Source organism: Enterobacter sp. EGD-HP1 (assembly GCF_000733275.2).
Lineage (GTDB): Bacteria > Pseudomonadota > Gammaproteobacteria > Enterobacterales > Enterobacteriaceae > Enterobacter.
Genome location: NZ_AVOP01000036.1, coordinates 41378 through 62791 on the forward strand (window position 1 = coordinate 41378; position 21414 = coordinate 62791).

Here is a 21414-nt window from a genome sequence, read left to right on the forward strand (position 1 = left end):
ATTAGCGGTCCACATCTGACATAACAAAATCGATACTACCCAGATACACAATCAGGTCGGAGACCAGACTGCCGCGGATGGCGGACGGGATCTGCTGCAGGTGCGCAAAGCTCGGGGTACGCACGCGGGTACGGTAGCTCATGGTGCTGCCGTCACTGGTCAGGTAGTAACTGTTAATACCCTTGGTCGCTTCAATCATCTGGAAGGATTCTTGCGCCGGCATGACCGGACCCCAGGAAACCTGCAGGAAGTGGGTGATCAGGGTTTCGATATGCTGCAGCGTGCGCTCTTTCGGCGGCGGCGTCGTCAGCGGATGATCCGCCTTGAACGGGCCTTCCGGCATGTTGTTGAGGCACTGCTCAAGGATGCGCAGACTCTGGCGCAGCTCTTCTACTTTCAGCATCACGCGGGTGTAGCAGTCGGAAACACCGCCGCCCACCGGGACTTCAAAGTCGAAGTTCTCATAGCCAGAGTAAGGACGGGCTTTACGCACGTCGAAATCAATACCGGTCGCACGCAGACCTGCACCTGTCGTACCCCATTCCAGCGCTTCTTTCGCACCGTAGGCAGCAACGCCCTGGGAACGGCCTTTCAGGATGGTGTTGCGCAGCGCGGCTTTCTCGTAGGACGCCAGACGTTTTGGCATCCAGTCGAGGAATTCACGCAGCAGACGGTCCCAGCCGCGCGGCAGATCGTGTGCCACACCGCCGATACGGAACCAGGCCGGGTGCATACGGAAGCCGGTAATCGCTTCGACCAGATCGTAGATTTTCTGACGGTCGGTAAAGGCGAAGAAGACCGGGGTCATCGCGCCGACGTCCTGAATGAACGTGGAGATGTACAGCAGGTGGCTGTTAATACGGAACAGCTCTGACAGCATGACGCGAATCACGTTAACGCGATCCGGCGTAACGATACCCGCCAGTTTCTCAACGGCCAGCACGTATGGCATTTCGTTGACGCAGCCGCCGAGGTACTCGATACGGTCGGTATACGGAATGTAACTGTGCCAGGACTGACGCTCGCCCATCTTCTCAGCACCACGGTGGTGGTAGCCGATGTCCGGTACGCAGTCGACAATCTCTTCGCCATCAAGCTGAAGAATAATACGGAATGCACCGTGCGCAGACGGGTGGTTCGGACCGAGGTTAAGGAACATGAAGTCCTCGTTGTCGGTACCGCGCTTCATGCCCCAGTCTTCCGGCTTGAAGGTCAGCGCTTCCATCTCCAGATCCTGCTTGGCTTTGGTCAGCTCAAACGGATCGAATTCGGTGGCACGTGCCGGGTAGTCTTTACGCAACGGATGGCCTGTCCAGGTCTGCGGCATCATGATGCGCGTCAGGTGCGGGTGGCCGTCAAAGGTCATGCCGAACATTTCCCAGGTTTCACGCTCGTACCAGTTGGCGTTCGGGAAAAGTTTGGTGATCGTCGGCAGATGCATGTCGTTTTCAGACAATGCCACCTTGAGCATGATATCCGTATTACGGTCTATTGAGATCAGGTGGTAGAAAACGGAAAAATCCGCAGCAGGGAGACCCTGGCGGTGGGTACGCAGACGTTCATCCATGCCGTGTAAGTCAAACAGCATGACGTACGGTTTTGGCAATTTCTTGAGGAAATCGACAACTTCCAGCAATTGCTCACGCTTCACCCAAACAACGGGTACCCCGGTGCGGGTAGCCTGAACAGTAAAGGCATCCGGCCCAAAACGGTTGCGCAGTTCGCCAATGACGGGGTCATCCAGATGATCCCTTGTCTGCCAGGCGGCTTCTTGCGCGGTTAAGTCGGTCATATTGTTCACCATTGCAAATGGTCCGTGGTGACTGTTGAGCCTGGCTTCGCGCTATTTGAGTAGTGATATGCGAAGGTGTTCTCCAGGCCTACAGGCGCAAATTAAATTTCGTCAGGCGTACGCAGATTGGTGACGGCAATACGTTCACCACGTTTACGCTCGCGCTCAGATTGCATGTTCGCGCGATACACACCCTGATCGCCAACAACCCACGACAGTGGGCGACGCTCTTTACCGATAGACTCCTGCAGCAGCATCAGCGCCTGCATGTAAGCTTCCGGACGTGGCGGACAACCCGGGATGTACACATCCACTGGAATAAACTTATCTACGCCCTGCACGACGGAATAAATGTCGTACATACCGCCAGAGTTTGCACATGCGCCCATGGAAATAACCCATTTAGGCTCCAGCATCTGGTCATAAAGACGCTGAATTACAGGTGCCATCTTAGTAAAGCACGTACCGGCTACCACCATCAGGTCAGCCTGACGTGGGGAAGCACGCAGTACCTCTGCCCCAAAACGCGCAACGTCATGCACCGCAGTGAATGACGTCACCATTTCAACGTAGCAGCAAGAAAGGCCAAAGTTGTATGGCCAGATGGAGTTCTTACGACCCCAGTTGACCATATCGTGCATGGCATGTTCGAGTTTGCCCATGTACACGCTTTTATTGACTTCTTGCTCCAGGGGGTCGGTTACGATCTCCTGTTTTTGCAGGGGGTAACGGTCATTCTCACCGTTAGGATCTATGCGGGTGAGCGTATAATCCATCTTATTGCCTCGCTGTTACTGCTGACGATTAGAGATACTGTTTTCCGGGTTGATGTGTTCACGGCGTGAACGCACAGGTGTCCAGTCCAGCGCGCCGATGCGCACCAGATAAACCAGACCGGCCAGTAGCACTAAAATGAAAATTGCGGCCTCGACAAAGCCCACCCAACCACTTTCGCGAATGGAGGTAGACCACGCGAAGAGGTAAAGCGCTTCCACGTCGAAGATGACGAAGAACATGGCTACCAGGTAGAACTTGGCAGACAGGCGTAAGCGAGCGGTACCTACTGAATCAATACCTGATTCGAAAGGTGTGTTTTTGTGCCTTGCGCGGGCGCGACCGCCCAGGAACCAGCCGCCGACTAACATCAGGCAGCACAGGCCAATGGCTACAATAAGAAAGATTGCGAATGCCCAGTGATGAGCGATGACTTCTGTGGATGTTGACATACTCATTGCTTACTCATCAAAAGTGATACCAACGACACTGCTCTTGCTGGCAGATGGGCATCACATCGATTCATGGGGAGGAACAAATAACCTTACACTAACTGTCAGAAATGAGACGTAGACAGCAAAATGATGGGGTTTTTTACTCCTTTCTATAACCTATTGTCAACTTTAACAAAGGTTTCTTCACATTAAATTACATCGAGCGATTCTCATTAACATTTGGTGCCCTTTAACCCTGGTGGGTGCATGACTTTCCGTCAAATGTATGTTGTTGAATCGTGTCCGTTTCGGAAGTAAAAAAAATAACCCTCCTATTTTGACAGGATTTGCCAACGATTCCTCCCCCCAAATAGGAGTATTTTCTTGATCTGAGACACGCTTTTGTTAATTCAACCTGGAAAACGGCAACATATTTCCTGTTTTTTTAACATGAGAGGGATGTGGATGAAGTTAGAACGGAAAACGGACAAGTTTTAAGCAAAAGCATTTAGCTTATTGATAAATACAGAATATCCTGAAAATCCATGCGCCATAAGCGGGTATTTTTGCTAAAAAAAAGCCACTGCATGTCAAAATCACACGAGTGGCTTTTTTTTACACTTACATTTTGTTACCAGAATTTTGAGCTATCGATCACTCAAAGTCCCCTTCAACGATCAGGGAGTCGTCCCCCCCTTCGGAGGTAACGCGCTCGAACTGCCACGGGTTATGGTAGTTTTCCATCGCCTCGAACACCACTTTGGCCAACTCGTTATGACTGGACGAATTGTGGCAGAGCAGATACTCCGTATCCGGCAGCGCAGGAAGACCATCGGATTTACCCAGAACGCGCAGATCGGGGCTCATCATCTCTACCGGACGGGCCGTTACACCCAGACCGGCCTTCACGGCGGCACGGACCGCTGGCAGCGTGGAAGCCACATACGCCAGACGCCACGGAATGTTGGCCTCATTCAGCGCCGTCAGCACCATATCGCGGAACGGGCTCGGGTCATCCAGTAAGACCAGTGGAACCGGCTCACCTTTTTGCAGCACGTATTCGGCTGCGCAATACCAGTGCGTAGGGGATGTACGCAGCGTCAGGCAATCAAACTGCCCGGGACGATGCGTCGTCACCACCAGGTCGACTTTATTCTCATTTAACATCTCAACCATAAAGGCATTACGCTTTACGCTAACGTCCAGCGCAAGCTTCGGATAAACCGAACTAATTCGATTGAGAAGAAACGGCAATATAGTATCCGCTGACTCATCAGATGCGCCTAACGTTAGCACCCCTTGAAGGTTGCTAAACATTAATGACATACATGCTTCATCATTAAAGCGAAGAATTTTCCTGGCATAACCCAGAAGCTGAATACCGTGTTCCGTTAAGAGCTTATTACGCCCATGACGCGCAAAAAGCTCTTTACCAACCAGTTGCTCCAGCCGCTGCATTTGCTGGCTGACGGCAGACTGAGTTCGGCAAACGGCGGCAGCAGCTGCTGCAAAAGTGTTGAGATCGGCGACCGCAACAAACGTTCTCAGCAGATCGAGGTCGAGATTCATTATCGGACGATTTGCATTTATCATATCAATTCACTTTCAGGTTGCTCGTGCGGAGCTGCCCGGGTTGAAGCTGTGTGTGTACAGTTAAGCAATTCCCTCTGAAGATTTTCCCTCGCATCCCGGCCCGGCAGACTGCCTGACAGATAGTTATTGTGCTGCTTTATATCAACAGTCAGAAAGCACGTTTCATGACGTTATTTTTATTCTCTTAAACGTTCAGGATATTTAGATGTTCGCAGGTTTATGTAAATTACATTAAAGGTGTAACACCTTTTCTGCCATCTTTATCGCAGCGCTGTCAACGTAGCAGGAGATGTTCGACACATTCCAGCCAGAGATAACTCTAACAATAACAATCAATTAATTCGGAAAACCAGTGTCAGATATACAAAAAGCTGGTATCTGACCTCTGCTTTCCTGAAAGACATCTTAACCCAAATCCACTTTATTTATAAGTCTTATTGCAATATTGAGGATTAAAGAAGAATGTTAAGCTTCTAAACTAATTTTATTAGAATTAACTAAAGTTGCATTTTTTAGGTTAATAATAAATAAATTTTAATTTAGATTAAGACCATTCATTAATGGCACTTAACATTAATTTCACATGAGTAACTTTTAGCCACAGCATGCTATTACAGGAACATGTATCAAGCATTCAGGTTTAACGAAATGTCACTCAGGGTGATTGCCACCTTTGCCCTGCTCGCCACTTATTTTTACCAGCACAATATACACAATTTTGACAAATGAATAGCACATTTAACCTAACATAGCACTGTGCGCACAACTTTACGCCAGCATAAAAGCGCACACGCAGCAAAAAAGATTTATCAAAATTTTGCCCCCGGCACAAAATCTTCTACTGCACACCCTTCAAAACGAAGCGAGGGGGGAGTACATTATTCCGTGCTGACTTCCACGGCAGGGAGTGGCAATAATAGCGAAAAGGTTAAAGGTTCATGTCCCCTATCGAAAAATCCAGCAAGCTAGATAACGTCTGTTATGACATCCGAGGCCCGGTTCTGAAAGAGGCAAAACGCCTTGAAGAAGAAGGCAACAAGGTTCTGAAACTCAACATTGGTAACCCTGCGCCATTTGGTTTTGAAGCGCCGGATGAAATTCTGGTTGATGTGATCCGCAACCTTCCTACTGCACAAGGCTATTGCGATTCAAAAGGACTTTACTCTGCACGTAAAGCCATCATGCAGCACTACCAGGCACGCGGTATGCGTGATGTTACCGTTGAAGACATTTATATCGGCAACGGCGTCTCTGAACTGATCGTGCAGGCGATGCAGGCGCTGCTGAACAGCGGGGATGAAATGCTGGTACCCGCGCCGGATTATCCGCTGTGGACGGCTGCCGTATCACTGTCCAGCGGTAAGGCCGTGCACTATCTGTGCGACGAGTCCTCTGACTGGTTCCCGGACCTCGATGATATTCGCGCGAAAATTACGCCCCGCACGCGCGGCATCGTGATCATTAACCCGAACAACCCAACGGGCGCGGTGTACTCAAAAGAGCTGCTGATGGAGATCGTCGAGCTCGCCCGCCAGCACAACCTGATCATCTTTGCCGACGAAATCTACGACAAGATCCTGTATGACGCGGCACAGCACCACTCAATCGCTGCGCTGGCCCCGGATCTGCTGACCGTCACGTTTAACGGCCTGTCTAAAACCTACCGCGTGGCCGGTTTTCGTCAGGGCTGGATGGTACTGAACGGTCCCAAAAAGCACGCCAAAGGCTATATTGAAGGGCTGGAGATGCTGGCCTCCATGCGTTTATGTGCCAACGTTCCGGCGCAGCACGCGATCCAGACGGCGCTCGGCGGCTATCAGAGCATTAGCGAGTTCATCGTTCCCGGTGGTCGCCTGTACGAACAGCGCAACCGCGCGTGGGAGCTGATCAACGATATCCCGGGCGTCTCCTGCGTGAAGCCGAACGGCGCGCTCTATATGTTCCCGAAAATTGACGCGAAGCGCTTCAATATTCACGACGACCAGAAAATGGTGCTCGATTTCCTGCTGCAGGAAAAAGTGCTGCTGGTTCAGGGTACGGCGTTTAACTGGCCGTGGCCGGATCACGTGCGTATCGTGACGCTGCCGCGCGAAGACGATCTCGAAATGGCCATCAGCCGCTTCGGGCGCTTCCTGTCCGGTTATCATCAGTAACGCTGGCTTTCTGCCGGGTGGCGCTGCGCTTACCCGGCCTACAACACCTTCAAATTTGCATCTTCCCTCCCCTCCCCGCACAATGAACGCCTGTCGCAGTGAAGACAAAAGGTAACCTATGAGCCAGAGTCATTTCTTTGCCCACCTCTCCCGCCTGAAACTCATCAACCGCTGGCCGCTGATGCGCAATGTCCGCACGGAAAATGTGTCAGAGCACAGTCTGCAGGTTGCGATGGTCGCTCACGCGCTGGCCGCCATTAAAAACCGCAAATTCAACGGTCAGGTCAATCCAGAGCGCATCGCCCTGCTGGCGATGTACCACGATGCGTCAGAAGTGCTGACCGGCGACCTGCCTACGCCGGTGAAATATTTCAACTCGCAGATTGCGCAGGAATATAAGGCCATCGAGAAGATTGCCCAGCAGAAGCTGATTGACATGGTGCCGGACGAGCTGCGCGACATCTTTGAGCCGCTCATTGATGAGCATCAGTACACGGAAGATGAAAAATCGCTGGTCAAACAGGCCGACGCGCTCTGCGCCTACCTGAAGTGCCTGGAAGAGCTGTCTGCGGGAAATAACGAATTTTTACTGGCAAAAACGCGTCTGGAAAAAACGCTGGAATCCCGCCGCAGCGAAGAGATGGACTACTTTATGCAGGTGTTTGTACCGAGCTTCCATTTATCGCTGGATGAGATTAGCCAGGATTCTCCGTTGTGATTTTTTCGCCGGGTGACGGCTTCGCCTTACCCGGCCTACATTTCTGCGCTCACGCTAAAACGGGAACAGGACCGGTATCAACACCACGCATACCAGCATCACCAGCACGGTGAACGGCACGCCCAGCTTCACGAAATCACTGAACCTGTAATTCCCGGGCCCCAGTACCAGCGTATTCACCGGTGAAGAAACGGGCGTCATAAATGCCGCGGAGGCTGCCATTGCGACCATCATCGCAAAGGGATACGGCGACACGCCCATGGATTTGGCCATCGCCAGCGCAATCGGGGCCATCAGTACCGCCGTTGCGGTATTGGAGATAAACAGACCGATGGTGGCGCACATGATAAACAGACAGACCAGCATCATGTACGGCCCATACCCACCGCCAACGTCCATTAAACCTTTAACGATCAAATCCACCCCGCCGGTTTTTTGCAGCGCCAGGGCGAAGGGCATCATCCCGACGATGAGAATAATGCTCGGCCAGTGAATGGCTTTATACGCGCTTTCGGCGTCAATGCAGCGGAATTTGCCCATCAACAGGCAGGCGATAATGGCCGCGACCGGATTGGGGATCTCGTCGGTCAGCATCAGCGCCACCATCAGCACCAGACAAAAAATCGCGTGGGGCGCCTGGCTGTGCGCCGGGGAGGCGTCGCTCTCCTCGACAGGCATGTTGAGCACCACAAAATCGCGCCCTTTTTGCCCGAGCTGGCTAATCAGCTTCCAGTTACCGACAACCAGGAAGATATCGCCCAGCAGGATCGGCTCATCCACCACCGCCCCTTCCATCGCCACACCATCGCGCTTCAGCCCCACGACATTCAGGCCATAGCGGGTTCGGAACCCCATTTCCCGCACGGTTTTACCCAACAGTTCCGATTCCGGGATCAGCGATACTTCGGCCATGCCGACATCCAGCGCCTGATCGGAGAAGTACTCCCCGCGCAGCACCATCGGTTCCAGCTGCTGTTCGCTGCAAAACTCGCGCAGATCCACGTCCGCGGTGGACATATCAATCAGCAGGACGTCCCGCGCGCGGAATTCCGACACTCCGTTGACGTTGACGATCACCCGGCGAAAACGACGCCAGCGCTCTACGCCGATCACGTTCGCGCCATAGCGCTCACGTAGCTTCAGGTCGTCAAGGCGCTGTCCCACCATCGGCGATCCGGGGCGAATAGCCAGGCGGCGCGCGCGCCCGGTGAGGCGGTACTCTTTAATCAGATCGCGGAAGGTGCGTCGCTTCCACCCTTCTTTATTTTTGTCCTGTTTTTCACCTTTCAGGGCAAACCGGGTCAGCAGCATGTAGACCACGCCCAACACCAGAATGAACAGCCCAAGCGGGGTGACGCTGAAAAAACTGAAGCCCTGGAATCCTTCCCGGATAAGCTCGCTGTTGACGACCAGGTTCGGCGGCGTGGCCACCAGCGTCATCATGCCGCTGATCAAACCGGCAAAACTCAGGGGCATCATCAGGCGCGACGGTGAGATCTGCATCCGCATGGAGACGCTCAGCACCACCGGGATAAAGATGGCGACCACGCCCGTTGAGCTCATAAACGCCCCCAGCCCGGCGACGGTCACCATCAGGTAGATTAGCATTTTGGTTTCGCTGCTACCGGCCACCTTGACCAGCCACGACCCCATGATGGTTGCGACGCCAGTACGCACCAGCCCATCACCAATAATAAACAGGGCGGCAATCAGGATAACGTTAGGATCGCTAAACCCGGAGAAGGCTTCCGGCAGCGTGAGCGTACCGCTCAGCACAAACGCGACGATGACAAACAAGGCGACGGCGTCCATGCGCACCTTGCCCGTTGCAAAAAGAAGGATGGCGATTAAAAGCAGGCTCAGGACCCAAATCAGTTCACCGTTCACAACATGTCCTTGTCAGTGGGAGAGGAGAAATTGTGCCATAAAAAAGCCCCAGCAATGTGGGGCTATATCATGTGATTACATTTTTAGCGAGACGGTTACAACCCCGTCAGAGGCTTTCGAAACCGCCAGCGCCGTCAGTGAATCCAGCACAAGGTCTGCCTCCTCCAGGCGGGGGGATCCCGCCGGAACATTCACCGCGATAACGTGGCTTCCGGCGTTCAGCCCGGCCAGTACGCCAGCGGCCGCATCTTCTACTACCACACACTCTGCGGGGGCGAGGCCCAGCAGTTCAGCGCCCAGTAAAAACGAGTCGGGCTCCGGTTTACCGCGCTTAACGCGCTCCGCCGTGATAAACACTTCCGGCTTCGGTAAACCTGCCGCCTTATGACGGGCGTGGGCGACGGGAATGGAGCCTGAGGTGACGATAGCCCACGGGATCTGCGCTTCGTTCAGATGCTCAAGCAGTTCACGCGCGCCCGGTAAGGCAGTGATGCCGTCCGTATCCGTGGCTTCAATGTGTTCCAGGTATTTGAACTCCGCCTGAATGTCGTCCTCAGAGCGTCCGGCCAGGAAGTGCCGTAGCGAGGTGATGGCCTGTTTGCCATGGATAAAATTCAGCACGTCCTGATGGTCGATGCCATGTCGGTCAGCCCAATGGCACCATGAACGCTCCACAACCGGCAGCGAATCCACCAGCGTACCGTCCAGATCAAACAGAAAACCTCTACACTGCACACGCACCTCCGTCAGGCATTAATGATTTGTTGAATTTCGTTGCTGCTTAAATGGTACTGACGCGGGCAGGCGTGCCACGCGCTCAGCATACGCTGATATTTATCCCACATTGGGGTCTGCGCGTTGAAGCCGTGGGTGCCCGCGTCAAAGTGGGTATAACGCCCTTCTGTATTCACCATAAAGCGAACATAGCTCAGATAACGCGCTTCCGTTGCGGCATCAAAGCCTAAGAAGGTCACGCGGCGCTCGTCAATGGACTGCTGATCTTTGAGATTCGTCCAGGACACGTGCAGGGCGTGATACATCTCCATAATGTCGATCACGATGCGACAGGTTTCTTCTTTCAGCTCGCCAAACTCGCGGTCCAGTTCGCGCATTTGCAAACCAAAACCGCGTTCTACGATGGTTTGCAGGCGGCTGTAGCGCGCAGCGTTATCGGGATCAAGCATAGTCATCATCTTGTACTGGTTAGACAAAATCAGACGTTGAGCATGGGTCATTTCCATCTTTCGACTCCTGTAGCGCATTGCACTTTAAAAAAAAGACACGGTAACTGATTGTTACTGTGCCTTCTTTTCGTCGTCGTTTCGATGATCAATCACAAGTCATCGAGGAATGTTTTATCCAGTTGCTTAAAAGCGCGCTTTAACGTGTCTGCCAGCGCCTGGTAATCCGGCTTGCCTTCAACAGGGGCGAGCGCCTGCCCGGCCTCCTCCAGTTTTCCGCGCACTTCATAAAACCAGTGTAAAATAGAAGGGGGAAGCGGGGTGATGGAGCGTTTACCTAACCACCACAGGCCCTGCATGGGCAGGCTTAGCGCGAAGAGCGCCGTCGCGACGGCAGGACCAAGCTGCCCGCCTAACGCAATCTGCCAGCACAGCGTAAAGACAGCGACAGGCGGCATAAAGCGAATCGCATAGCGCGTGGCGCGGATGGTGCGATTCTCAATGAACATCGGCGCAAGGCGCTTTTCCATCGGCCACGTCTTTGCGTAATGCTGTCCCCGACGAAACAGACTAAAGAAATTTACGGACGGGTTCTCTGGTGTCGACATGGCTGTACCTCAACTTCACATATAAAAATTAAAATTTTCGTGCAAAACCACAACAAGCTATGACAACGTTCAAAATATTTTGTCATCTCTACCCCGTATCGGGTATCCTGTGCCAGCCTGATAGGGCCATAGACGAGAATCATTAACTCGTCAAATTATTGCATATTATGCCATTGGCTGAAAATTGTGCAAAATGGCATAAAATCATAGTTATTTCTTTCATCATGCCACAATGTTCGTTTGGCATGATGTTAATCATAAATGTCTGAGTCGTCATGCGTTACGCTGTTAGACTCACTGACGTTTTTTTAGCCACGTATCAATTATAGGTACTTCCATGTCGAGTAAGTTAGTACTGGTTCTGAACTGCGGTAGCTCCTCACTGAAATTCGCCATCATCGATGCGCTCAACGGTGACGAATACCTCTCTGGTTTGGCCGAATGTTTCCATCTGCCTGAAGCACGTATCAAGTGGAAGATGGACGGCAGCAAACAAGAAGCGGCTTTAGGTGCAGGCGCCGCTCACAGTGAAGCGCTGAACTTTATCGTTAACACTATTCTGGCACAAAAACCAGAACTGTCTGCTCAGCTGACTGCGATTGGTCACCGTATCGTCCACGGCGGCGAAAAATACACCAGCTCCGTCGTGATCGACGAATCTGTGATCCAGGGCATCAAGGACTCTGCGTCCTTCGCACCGCTGCACAACCCGGCTCACCTGATCGGTATCGCTGAAGCGCTGAAATCCTTCCCGAATCTGAAAGACAAAAACGTGGCCGTATTCGACACCGCGTTCCATCAGACCATGCCGGAAGAGTCTTACCTCTATGCCCTGCCATACAGCCTGTACAAAGAACACGGCGTACGTCGTTACGGCGCGCACGGCACCAGCCACTTCTATGTGACTCAGGAAGCCGCAAAAGTTCTGAACAAGCCGGTTGAAGAACTGAACATCATCACCTGCCACCTGGGCAACGGTGGTTCTGTTTCTGCTATACGCAACGGTAAATGTGTTGATACCTCCATGGGTCTGACCCCGCTGGAAGGTCTGGTGATGGGTACCCGTTCCGGTGACATCGACCCGGCGATCATCTTCCACCTGCACGACACCCTGGGCATGAGCGTTGACGACATCAACAAAATGCTGACCAAAGAGTCTGGCCTGCTGGGTCTGACCGAAGTGACCAGCGACTGCCGTTACGTTGAAGACAACTACGCAGAGAAAGAAGACGCTAAACGTGCAATGGACGTTTACTGCCACCGTCTGGCGAAGTACATCGGCTCTTACACTGCGCTGATGGAAGGCCGTCTGGACGCGGTTATCTTCACCGGTGGTATCGGTGAGAACGCGGCAATGGTTCGTGAACTGTCCCTGGGCAAACTGGGCGTTCTGGGCTTCGACGTTGATCACGAGCGTAACCTGGCTGCCCGCTTCGGCAAGTCTGGCTTCATCAACAAAGAAGGCACCCGCCCTGCTCTCGTTATCCCAACTAACGAAGAACTGGTGATTGCGCAAGACGCGCACCGCCTGACTGCCTGATTCCACACCGCCAGCAATGCTGGCGGTGCTGTTTTGTAACCCGCCCAATCGCGGCGGTAACGAAAGAGGATAAACCGTGTCCCGTACTATCATGCTGATCCCTACCGGAACCAGCGTCGGCCTGACCAGCGTCAGCCTTGGCGTTATCCGTGCTATGGAACGCAAAGGCGTTCGTCTGAGCGTCTTTAAGCCTATCTCCCAGCCACGTGCCGGTGGTGATGCGCCAGACCAGACCACCTCCATTGTTCGTAAGAACTCCAATCTGCCAGCGGCTGAACCGCTGAAGATGAGCCACGTTGAATCTCTGCTGTCCAGCAACCAGAAAGACGTGCTGATGGAAGAGATCATCGCCAACTACCATGCTAACGCGCAGGACGCGGAAGTGGTGCTGGTTGAAGGCCTGGTCCCGACGCGCAAACACCAGTTTGCCCAGTCTCTGAACTTTGAAATCGCGAAAACCCTGAACGCAGAGATCGTTTTCGTGATGTCTCAGGGCACCGACACCCCGGAGCAGCTGAACGAGCGTATCGAACTGACGCGCAGCAGCTTCGGCGGTGCCAAAAACACCAACATCACCGGCGTGATCGTGAACAAACTGAACGCACCGGTGGATGAACAGGGCCGCACTCGCCCTGACCTGTCCGAGATCTTCGACGACTCTTCTAAAGCGAAAGTTGTCAAAGTTGACCCGGCTAAGCTGCAGGAATTCAGCCCGCTGCCAGTTCTGGGCGCGGTGCCATGGAGCTTCGATCTGATTGCCACCCGTGCAATCGACATGGCGCGTCACCTGAACGCCACCATCGTTAACGAAGGCGACATCAACACCCGCCGCGTGAAGTCTGTGACCTTCTGTGCGCGTAGCATTCCGCACATGCTGGAACACTTCCGCGCAGGTTCTCTGCTGGTGACCTCAGCAGACCGTCCTGACGTTCTGGTTGCAGCCTGCCTGGCCGCGATGAACGGCGTGGAAATCGGTGCGATCCTGCTGACCGGTGCCTACGAGATGGACCCACGCGTCAGCAAGCTGTGCGAACGCGCGTTCGCCACCGGCCTGCCGGTCTTCATGGTGAACACCAACACCTGGCAGACCTCCCTGAGCCTGCAGAGCTTCAACCTTGAAGTACCGGTTGATGACCACGAGCGTATCGAGAAAGTGCAGGAATACGTTGCGGGCTACATCAACGCAGACTGGATCGAATCCCTGACCGCGACCTCCGAGCGCAGCCGTCGTCTGTCACCTCCTGCATTCCGTTACCAGCTGACCGAGCTGGCGCGTAAAGCAGGCAAACGCGTTGTTCTGCCAGAAGGCGATGAACCACGTACCGTTAAAGCGGCTGCTATCTGTGCAGAGCGCGGCATCGCGACCTGCGTGCTGCTGGGTAACCCGGATGAGATCAACCGCGTTGCGGCGTCTCAGGGCGTTGAGCTGGGCGCTGGCATCGAAATCGTTGACCCGGAAGTGGTTCGCGAAAGCTACGTTGCTCGTCTGGTTGAGCTGCGTAAGAGCAAGGGCATGACCGAAGCCGTTGCGCGCGAACAGCTGGAAGACAACGTGGTGCTGGGCACGCTGATGCTGGAGCAGGACGAAGTTGACGGTCTGGTTTCCGGTGCGGTTCACACCACGGCGAACACCATCCGTCCACCGCTGCAGCTGATCAAAACCGCACCGGGCAGCTCTCTGGTTTCTTCCGTGTTCTTCATGCTGCTGCCTGAACAGGTTTACGTTTACGGCGACTGCGCGATCAACCCGGATCCAACCGCAGAACAGCTGGCCGAAATCGCTATCCAGTCCGCGGACTCTGCGATTGCCTTCGGTATCGAACCTCGCGTAGCGATGCTCTCCTACTCCACCGGTACCTCTGGTGCAGGTAGCGACGTAGAGAAAGTGCGTGAAGCGACCCGTCTGGCGCAGGAAAAACGTCCTGACCTGATGATCGACGGCCCGCTGCAGTACGATGCCGCCGTTATGGCTGACGTTGCGAAATCCAAAGCGCCGAACTCGCCGGTTGCAGGTCGCGCTACCGTGTTCATCTTCCCGGATCTGAACACCGGTAACACCACCTACAAAGCGGTACAGCGTTCTGCAGACCTGATCTCCATCGGGCCAATGCTGCAGGGCATGCGCAAACCTGTGAACGACCTGTCCCGTGGCGCGCTGGTTGACGATATCGTCTACACCATCGCGCTGACGGCGATCCAGTCTTCGCAGCAGCAGTAATTGTAAGGTCTTGCCGGATGGCGCTTCGCTTATCCGGCCTACAGGACCGTAGGCCCGGTAAGCGTGAGCGCCACCGGGCAACAAAAAGGCGACCACAAAGGGTCGCCTTTTTTATTACAGCAGCTCCCGCGCCGCCGACACAATGTCATGCGCCGTCAGGCCATACTCCTTCTGCAGGAAATCCTGCGTCCCCACCTGACCGTAACGCTCCTTGACGCCCACCCGCCGCATCGGTACCGGGCAGGTTTCCACCAGCACTTCCGCCACCGCCGACCCCAGCCCATTGTGAATGCTGTGGTTTTCACAGGTCACAATCCGTCCGGTTTTCTCGGCGTAGTTTTTCACCAGCATCCGGTCGATGGGCTTCAGGGTAAACATGTCGATGACCACCGCGCTTACCCCCTCCTGCTCAAGCTGGCGCGCCGCTTCCAGCGCTTCCGCCACCATGATGCCGTTGGCAATCAGGGTAATATCGGTCCCCTCGCGCAGCACGTTGCCTTTGCCGATGGTGAAGGTTGAGCCCGGGGCATACACGCTCGGCGCCTGCTTACGAATGGTCCGCACCCAGTAGAAGCCTTCGAGATCGATAAGCTGGCGCAGCACGTCCTCGAACATCACCGCGTCGGTCACCTCCAGCACCACCGAGTGCGCCAGACCGCGTACGATGCCCATATCCTCAAACGACATATGCGTGCCGCCGTTGTGGCAGGCCGTCACGCCTGCATCCGAGGCAATCACCTTCACGTTGTTGCGCTGATAGTCCAGGGACATAAACAGCTGGTCGAAGCAGCGACGGCTGGCAAACGCGGTAAAAGTGTGCACGAACGGCTTGCGCCCTGTGAGCGACAGCCCGGCCGCCGTCCCGATAACGTTCGCCTCCATAATGCCGCAGTTAATCACGTGCTGCGGATAATCGCGCGCCACGCCGTCCATCGCCATCGAGCTCATCAGGTCGGCTTCCAGAGCGATAATCTCGCTTCCTGCCTCAATCTGCTTTGCCACGAAGCCCGCGTAGACCTTACGCATCTCAACGGCGTCTTTCTCTCCTGCCGGTGCAACCTTAATCATGTGAAGCCTCCAGTTGGCGAATCGTCTCGTTGAGGGCCGCTTTGCTCTCCGCGGTCAACCGCAGGTGGTGCGAATTGCTGAGCTGCTCCAGGTACGGCACCCCCTGCCCTTTGATGCTGTCGAGGATGACGACTAACGGACGCGCATCGGCAGCCGGGACACGCGACGTTACTGCCAGCAGACCCGGAACGTCGTCGCCCTTCACCGTCGCCACGTCAAAGCCAAAGGCGCGGAATTTCCCCTCCAGATCGAACGCGCTGATGATCTCGTCCAGCTCGCCGTCGAGCTGCTGTTTGTTCCAGTCCACGAACACCGTCAGGTTGTTCAGGCCATGGTGGGCGATAAACTGAAACGCCTCCCAGCACTGCCCCTCGTTCAGCTCGCCGTCACCGACGATGCAGAAAACCCGATTCGGTCGCCCCGCCAGCCTGTGCGAGAGCGCCATCCCGCCGGCAATGGAAATCCCCTGCCCCAGCGAGCCGGTGGTGGCGTCCACGCCCCGCGTTTTAAGGCGGTCCGGGTGGCTTGGCAGGCGCGTGCCGTTCTGGTTCAGGGTGCTCAGCTCTTCCACCGGGAAGTATCCCTTGATCGCCAGCGTGCTGTAGAGCGCCGGGCCCGCATGACCTTTCGACAGGACAAAATAGTCTCGCTCCGGCCAGTCCGGATCCGCCGGGTCGATTTTCATCACCGCGCCGTACAGCACGGCCAGGGTTTCGACCACCGACATACTGCCGCCGTAGTGCCCAAAGCCCAGCTGCGTCAGGGATTTTAGCGTCTCAAGACGGATCTGACGCGCGAGTTCGGTTATCTCTTTCTCATTCATGATTTGGCTCCGGTGTTTTCCTGCGCGTTACCGCCGGCAGGTTTGTTTTTCGCGAAGACGTTGTACGCCACCAGCAGCGCGAACAACGCCACAACCAGCCCGGTGATGGCAAGCGGCGACAGGAAGCGCGCCAGGTTGCCGAGGACAATCCCGACCGCGCCGAAGTCGGCGTCCGAGAAGGTGGTGTTGGCAAAGCCAATGGCGCCCAGCACCGGCAGCAGCAGGACCGGCAGGAAGGTGATCAGCAGGCCGTTAGCAAAGGCGCCAATCATTGCCCCGCGACGTCCGCCGGTGGCGTTACCGAACACGCCCGCCGTGGCGCCGGTGAAGAAGTGCGGCACCACGCCCGGGAGGATCAGCACCCAGCTAAACTGACCGCAGATGAACAACCCTACAATCCCGCCGAGGAAGCTGAACAGGAAGCCAATCAGCACCGCGTTTGGCGCATACGGATACACCACCGGGCAGTCCAGCGCAGGACGCGCGTTAGGGACCAGCTTTTCCGAGAAGCCGGTAAAGGCCGGAACGATCTCCGCCAGAATCAGGCGCACGCCCTGCAGGATGATGAACACGCCCGCCGCAAAGGTGATCGCCATGATGATGGCGTAGACCAGGTAGTTCTGGCCGCCGCTGAAGGTGGCCTCCACGTACTCGCGCCCGGCGCTCACCGCCAGGATGAGGTAGATAATCATCATGGTCAGGGAGATGGAGATCGAACTGTCGCGCAGGAAGCTGAGGTTCTTCGGCAGGTTCATCTCTTCGGTTGAGCGGGAGCCTTTGCCGACCTTGCTGCCAATCCAGCCGGACAGCACGTAGCCCAGCGTGCCGAAGTGTCCGAAGGCAATTTCATCGTTGCCGGTAATGTGCTTCATGTAGCGCTGGGCAATCGCCGGGAAGAAGGCCATGATCAGTCCGAGGATCAGCGAGCCGGTAAAGACCAGCCCCACGCCCTCGAAGCCCGCCACCGTCAGGATCACGCCAATCATGCACGCCATATAAAACGTGTGGTGTCCGGTCAGGAAGATGTACTTCAGGCGAGTAAAGCGCGCGACGATAATATTCGCTACCATGCCGAAGGCCATAATCAGCGCGGTCGCTGCGCCGTATTTTTCCAGCGCAATTGACACAATCGCTTCATTGTTTGGAATAATGCCCTGAATCGTAAAGGCGTGCTCAAACATACCGCCCAAAGGATTTAATGACCCCACCAGCACCGTGGCGCCACCGCCCAGCACAATAAAGCCCAGTATGGTTTTAATCGTCCCTTTCACCACGTCCGAAAAGGCTTTCTTCTGCGCAACCAGACCAATTAGCGCAATTAAACCGACCAGCACCGAAGGGACTTTTAAAATATCAACAACGAAATTCAGCGTTTCAAGGATAAACATATCCACCTCGCCTTATCAGGATTATTGTCTGTCGAACCAGGCGCGCAGCTGCGCTTCAAGTTCGTTGATGTCGATGATGTTATTAATCACCACCAGCTGGCTTTCCGGCACGCTGGCGCTGGCCGCAATGTCCTTTGCCATCACGAAAAGATCGGCTGCGCCCGGTGTGGCCGAAGAGAGATCGGAATGTTCAACCTCAGCCTCAATCTCCAGTTTTTTAAGCACCTTTTTAATATTCATTTCGACCATAAAACTACTGCCCAGGCCGGAGCCGCAAATAGCCATGATTTTCATTGTTGTCCCCTTATTTTGAGTAGAGCACGCCCCATCACGCTGGCGCGTAATGTTGTGAATAATCGGATTAAAGAATTAAATCAGAAGCGGTCAATAATCGTTTTAATTTCCTCCAGGGTATTCGCCTGATGCAGTTCAGCCATATCTGCATCGCTGGAAAATAATTCAGCCAGCGATGAGATCATCTCAATATGGCTATTTTTGTCGGGTGCCGCGAGCATAATAATGACATCGACAGGGTCAAACTCACCGGCACCAAACGAGACGCCCTGTTTTAGTTTTAATAAAGACAACCCCAGTCCTTTGGCGCCTTCCTCCGGCCGCGCATGCGGCATCGCCAGCCCTGGTGCCAGCACATAATAGGGTCCTAACGTGTGGTGCTGCTGGATGATGGCCGTGACGTATTCAGGTTCAATCACCTGCAAATCCAGCAGCGGCTTCGCGCACAGCTCCAGCGCCTGCGGCCAGTTTTCCACGCTATCCTGCAGCGTGATGGTTGTATCATATATCCATTTTTTGAGCACTTTTCACTCCCGCTACACGCTAAAGATGAGCAAACTTTATTCAACACATCGCTGAATGACTGCGATCGCGATCACAAAGATAGCGCTACCAACCGTTAACATGCAGAAATGTGATAGCGCTATCAAATTGCAATCAAGGTGCTAAATCACAGCAAAAAAAGGGATTTAAGGCGTATACTGCCTGTCACGTGAAGCGAAGGAAATGAAGAACGCGTCTGGTCAGCAGGAAGGTGTATGTCTCTAACCCGAAAACGGCGCAGTACTGGTAAAGTGACACTCGCCGATGTCGCACAGCTTGCCGGTGTGGGCACGATGACCGTGTCCCGTGCACTCCGCACGCCCGAACAGGTTTCCGATAAACTACGAGAAAAAATTGAAGCTGCCGTGCAGGAGCTGGGCTATATGCCTAATCTTGCTGCCAGCGCGCTGGCCTCGGCGTCGTCATGGACGATAGCCATGGTGGTGCCTAATCTCTCCGAAGCCGGCTGCTCGGAGATGTTCGCCGGGCTGCAGCAGGTGCTACAGCCTGCCGGGTATCAGATCATGCTGGCGGAATCCCAGCATCGTCTTGAGCAGGAGGAGAAATTGCTTGAGACGCTGCTGGCGTCGAATATTGCCGCCGCTATCCTGCTCAGCGTTGAACATACCGACACCGTTCGCCACTGGCTGAAAAATGCCTCTATTCCGGTGATGGAGATGGGTGCCATGCGCGCTGACCCGATTGATATGAATATCGGGATTGATAACGTAGCGGCCATGTATGAACTGACGGAAATGGTGATTAAGCGTGGCTACCAAAATATTGGCCTGCTGTGCGCCAACCAGGAGCAGTGGATTTTCCAGCAGCATCTGCAGGGCTGGTACAAGGCCATGCTTCGCCACCATATGTCGCCAAACCGTGTCATTAACGCGGCGATGCCGCCGAGCTTCTCGACCGGCGCGGCACAGCTGCCAGAATTCCTGCTGGCATGGCCGGAGCTGGATGCGCTGGTGTGCGTCTCTGACGAGCTGGCCTGCGGCGCGCTGTACGAGTGCCAGCGCAGGCGAATCAAGGTGCCGGACGATCTGGCGGTAGTAGGCTTTGGCGATAGCGACGTGAGCCGCGTCTGTCAGCCGCCGCTGACGACGATGGCAGTGCCGCATCGTAAGATTGGAATTGAAGCCGGGAAAGCGTTGCTGGAGCGTCTGAATGACGGTGACTGGCGCGATCAAAAGCCCATCGCGTCCAGTCTGTGTCTGAGAGAGAGTTGCTGAATCTTACTCAGCCTCTTCCTCTTTCTCTGATTTGGTCGATTCGTTTTTGGCGTTGCGGGTCATCCACAGCGCCAGCGCTTTTAATGAATCCGGCGTAAACTCGTCGCAGCGCGCGGTGATCTCTTCCGGCGTCATCCAGCTGACTTCACTCACCTCTTCTTCCTGCAGGGCAAACGGGCCGTGAGAAACGCAGCTAAACAGCCCGCCCCAGACGCGGCAGTTTTCGTCTTCGAAATAGAACTGACCGTGCTCGGCAAACGGCACGCCGGCAATACCTAACTCTTCTTCCGCTTCACGACGCGCGGAATCCAGCAGCACTTCATCTGCCTGGACAACCCCACCTGCGGTGGCATCCAGCATACCCGGGAGAAAATCTTTGGTGTCCGTACGGCGCTGAACCAGAATTTTGCCCATCCCGTCATGCACAACGATGTACGTTGCGCGGTGACGCAGACGCTCCGCACGCATTTGTTCGCGGCTGGCCTGCGCGATCACTTCATTCTCTTCGCTGACAATGTCAACCCACTCTGTACTTGCCAAATGACTCTGCTCCACCATCGGGAAACCTTCTCTTCTAAGCGCTCTTTCGGCGCGTTTGCAGTTGAGGTGTAACTTACGGATTAATCGCTATCTGCGCAATAACTTGCTGATCATTAAGTGCGATAACGCTCAGGGTATTTCCATCCAGCATGCCGTAGCTCGCAGGATAACCGCCTTTCGGTATGCTGACCGAACCCGGATTGAAGTGATAAATCTCACCGCGTTTTTCAGCAACCGGAATATGAGTATGACCGTAAACCAGGACATCGCCAGCCGCGAGCGCCGGGAGATTATCCGGGCTAAAAAGATGCCCATGGGTCAGGAACAGGCGGCTTTGTTCCAGCAGCACCTGTTGCCATGGCGCGGTAAGGGGAAAATGCAGCAGCATCTGGTCCACTTCGCTGTCGCAGTTGCCGCGAACGGCGATAATGCGCGAGGCAAACGGGTTAAGCATTTCCGCGACCTGCGCCGGGGCGTAGCCCTCCGGCAGCGCGTTGCGCGGGCCGTGATTGAGCACGTCCCCCAGAATAATCAGCCACTGCGCGCCGCTTTGTGCAAACAGGGAGAGGACACGCTCGGTAGCGGGCAGCGATCCATGGATATCCGACGCAAACATCAGTTTCAT

General features: G+C 54.7%; 20 protein-coding genes. 5 read left to right on the plus strand and 15 right to left on the minus strand.

The features are described 5' to 3' along the window. Position 1 precedes the first annotated feature (1 nt). The 4 genes from nuoC to lrhA form a co-directional block, all read right to left on the minus strand. The gene (nuoC, locus tag N037_RS21470; RefSeq protein ID WP_023312537.1) at positions 2 to 1804 is read right to left on the minus strand and encodes an NADH-quinone oxidoreductase subunit C/D; all 1803 of its coding nucleotides are present in this window, start codon (positions 1802 to 1804) and stop codon (positions 2 to 4) included. Positions 1805 to 1893: 89 nt separating this feature from the next. After that, a complete protein-coding gene (gene nuoB, locus N037_RS21475) occupies positions 1894 to 2568 on the minus strand; it encodes an NADH-quinone oxidoreductase subunit NuoB (RefSeq protein ID WP_003861482.1) in 675 nt (224 codons plus the stop codon). A 15-nt stretch (positions 2569 to 2583) separates the two neighbouring features. Continuing rightward, positions 2584 to 3024: an NADH-quinone oxidoreductase subunit NuoA gene (gene nuoA / locus N037_RS21480; protein WP_003861475.1), complete on the minus strand. Its 441-nt coding sequence runs from the start codon at positions 3022 to 3024 to the stop codon at positions 2584 to 2586. Positions 3025 to 3654: 630 nt separating this feature from the next. Next, positions 3655 to 4593, minus strand: a complete 939-nt coding sequence (gene lrhA / locus N037_RS21485) for a transcriptional regulator LrhA (protein ID WP_021241557.1) — start codon at positions 4591 to 4593, stop codon at positions 3655 to 3657. A 938-nt stretch (positions 4594 to 5531) separates the two neighbouring features. On the opposite strand from lrhA, the gene alaA reads away from it, so the two are divergent. Further along, on the plus strand, positions 5532 to 6746 hold the full coding sequence (alaA, locus tag N037_RS21490) for an alanine transaminase AlaA (RefSeq protein WP_008500204.1): 1215 nt from the start codon (positions 5532 to 5534) through the stop codon (positions 6744 to 6746). 118 nt (positions 6747 to 6864) lie between these two features. After that, on the plus strand, positions 6865 to 7464 hold the full coding sequence (gene yfbR, locus N037_RS21495) for a 5'-deoxynucleotidase (RefSeq protein ID WP_023312539.1): 600 nt from the start codon (positions 6865 to 6867) through the stop codon (positions 7462 to 7464). Between the two features lie 54 nt (positions 7465 to 7518). Here the strand turns inward: yfbR and N037_RS21500 are convergent, their stop codons facing one another. The 4 genes from N037_RS21500 to yfbV form a co-directional block, all read right to left on the minus strand. Next, positions 7519 to 9351 carry an SLC13 family permease gene (locus N037_RS21500; protein ID WP_032643426.1) on the minus strand — a complete coding sequence of 611 codons (1833 nt, stop codon included), beginning with the start codon at positions 9349 to 9351 and terminating at the stop codon, positions 7519 to 7521. A 75-nt stretch (positions 9352 to 9426) separates the two neighbouring features. Beyond that, positions 9427 to 10086 (minus strand): sugar phosphatase, encoded by a 660-nt coding sequence (locus N037_RS21505; RefSeq protein WP_032643428.1) that lies wholly within the window; start codon positions 10084 to 10086, stop codon positions 9427 to 9429. Between the two features lie 11 nt (positions 10087 to 10097). After that, on the minus strand, positions 10098 to 10592 hold the full coding sequence (locus N037_RS21510; RefSeq protein ID WP_008502874.1) for a YfbU family protein: 495 nt from the start codon (positions 10590 to 10592) through the stop codon (positions 10098 to 10100). A gap of 92 nt (positions 10593 to 10684) precedes the next feature. Further along, on the minus strand, positions 10685 to 11140 hold the full coding sequence (gene yfbV / locus N037_RS21515; protein ID WP_023312543.1) for a terminus macrodomain insulation protein YfbV: 456 nt from the start codon (positions 11138 to 11140) through the stop codon (positions 10685 to 10687). Between the two features lie 337 nt (positions 11141 to 11477). Here yfbV and ackA point away from each other — a divergent pair, with 337 nt between their 5' ends. Further along, positions 11478 to 12680, plus strand: coding sequence for an acetate kinase (gene ackA / locus N037_RS21520; protein WP_023336408.1), 1203 nt, complete (start codon positions 11478 to 11480; stop codon positions 12678 to 12680). A gap of 76 nt (positions 12681 to 12756) precedes the next feature. Beyond that, on the plus strand, positions 12757 to 14898 hold the full coding sequence (gene pta / locus N037_RS21525; protein WP_032643430.1) for a phosphate acetyltransferase: 2142 nt from the start codon (positions 12757 to 12759) through the stop codon (positions 14896 to 14898). Between the two features lie 114 nt (positions 14899 to 15012). On the opposite strand, the gene N037_RS21530 is transcribed toward pta, so the two are convergent. The 5 genes from N037_RS21530 to N037_RS21550 form a co-directional block, all read right to left on the minus strand. Beyond that, positions 15013 to 15966 (minus strand): transketolase family protein, encoded by a 954-nt coding sequence (locus tag N037_RS21530; RefSeq protein WP_032643431.1) that lies wholly within the window; start codon positions 15964 to 15966, stop codon positions 15013 to 15015. Beyond that, positions 15959 to 16789, minus strand: coding sequence for a transketolase (locus N037_RS21535; RefSeq protein ID WP_032643433.1), 831 nt, complete (start codon positions 16787 to 16789; stop codon positions 15959 to 15961). Before N037_RS21535 ends, N037_RS21530 begins: the two co-directional genes overlap by 8 nt. After that, a complete protein-coding gene (locus N037_RS21540) occupies positions 16786 to 18177 on the minus strand; it encodes a PTS ascorbate transporter subunit IIC (protein WP_032643435.1) in 1392 nt (463 codons plus the stop codon). The genes N037_RS21535 and N037_RS21540 overlap by 4 nt, the downstream gene beginning before the upstream one ends. 21 nt (positions 18178 to 18198) lie before the next feature. Further along, complete coding sequence (locus N037_RS21545) at positions 18199 to 18471, minus strand: PTS sugar transporter subunit IIB (protein ID WP_023336413.1); 273 nt, start codon at positions 18469 to 18471, stop codon at positions 18199 to 18201. Between the two features lie 80 nt (positions 18472 to 18551). Next, entirely contained in the window at positions 18552 to 18995 is a 444-nt protein-coding gene (locus N037_RS21550) for a PTS sugar transporter subunit IIA (protein WP_023336414.1), read from the minus strand. A gap of 234 nt (positions 18996 to 19229) precedes the next feature. Between N037_RS21550 and N037_RS21555 the strand changes: the two genes are divergently transcribed. Then, complete coding sequence (locus tag N037_RS21555) at positions 19230 to 20249, plus strand: LacI family DNA-binding transcriptional regulator (RefSeq protein ID WP_029741925.1); 1020 nt, start codon at positions 19230 to 19232, stop codon at positions 20247 to 20249. Between the two features lie 3 nt (positions 20250 to 20252). Here the strand turns inward: N037_RS21555 and yfcD are convergent, their stop codons facing one another. Together yfcD and yfcE are read right to left on the minus strand one after the other, a co-directional pair. Next, on the minus strand, positions 20253 to 20807 hold the full coding sequence (yfcD, locus tag N037_RS21560) for an NUDIX hydrolase YfcD (protein ID WP_023312551.1): 555 nt from the start codon (positions 20805 to 20807) through the stop codon (positions 20253 to 20255). A gap of 55 nt (positions 20808 to 20862) precedes the next feature. Further along, positions 20863 to 21414 (minus strand): phosphodiesterase, encoded by a 552-nt coding sequence (gene yfcE / locus N037_RS21565; protein ID WP_032643439.1) that lies wholly within the window; start codon positions 21412 to 21414, stop codon positions 20863 to 20865.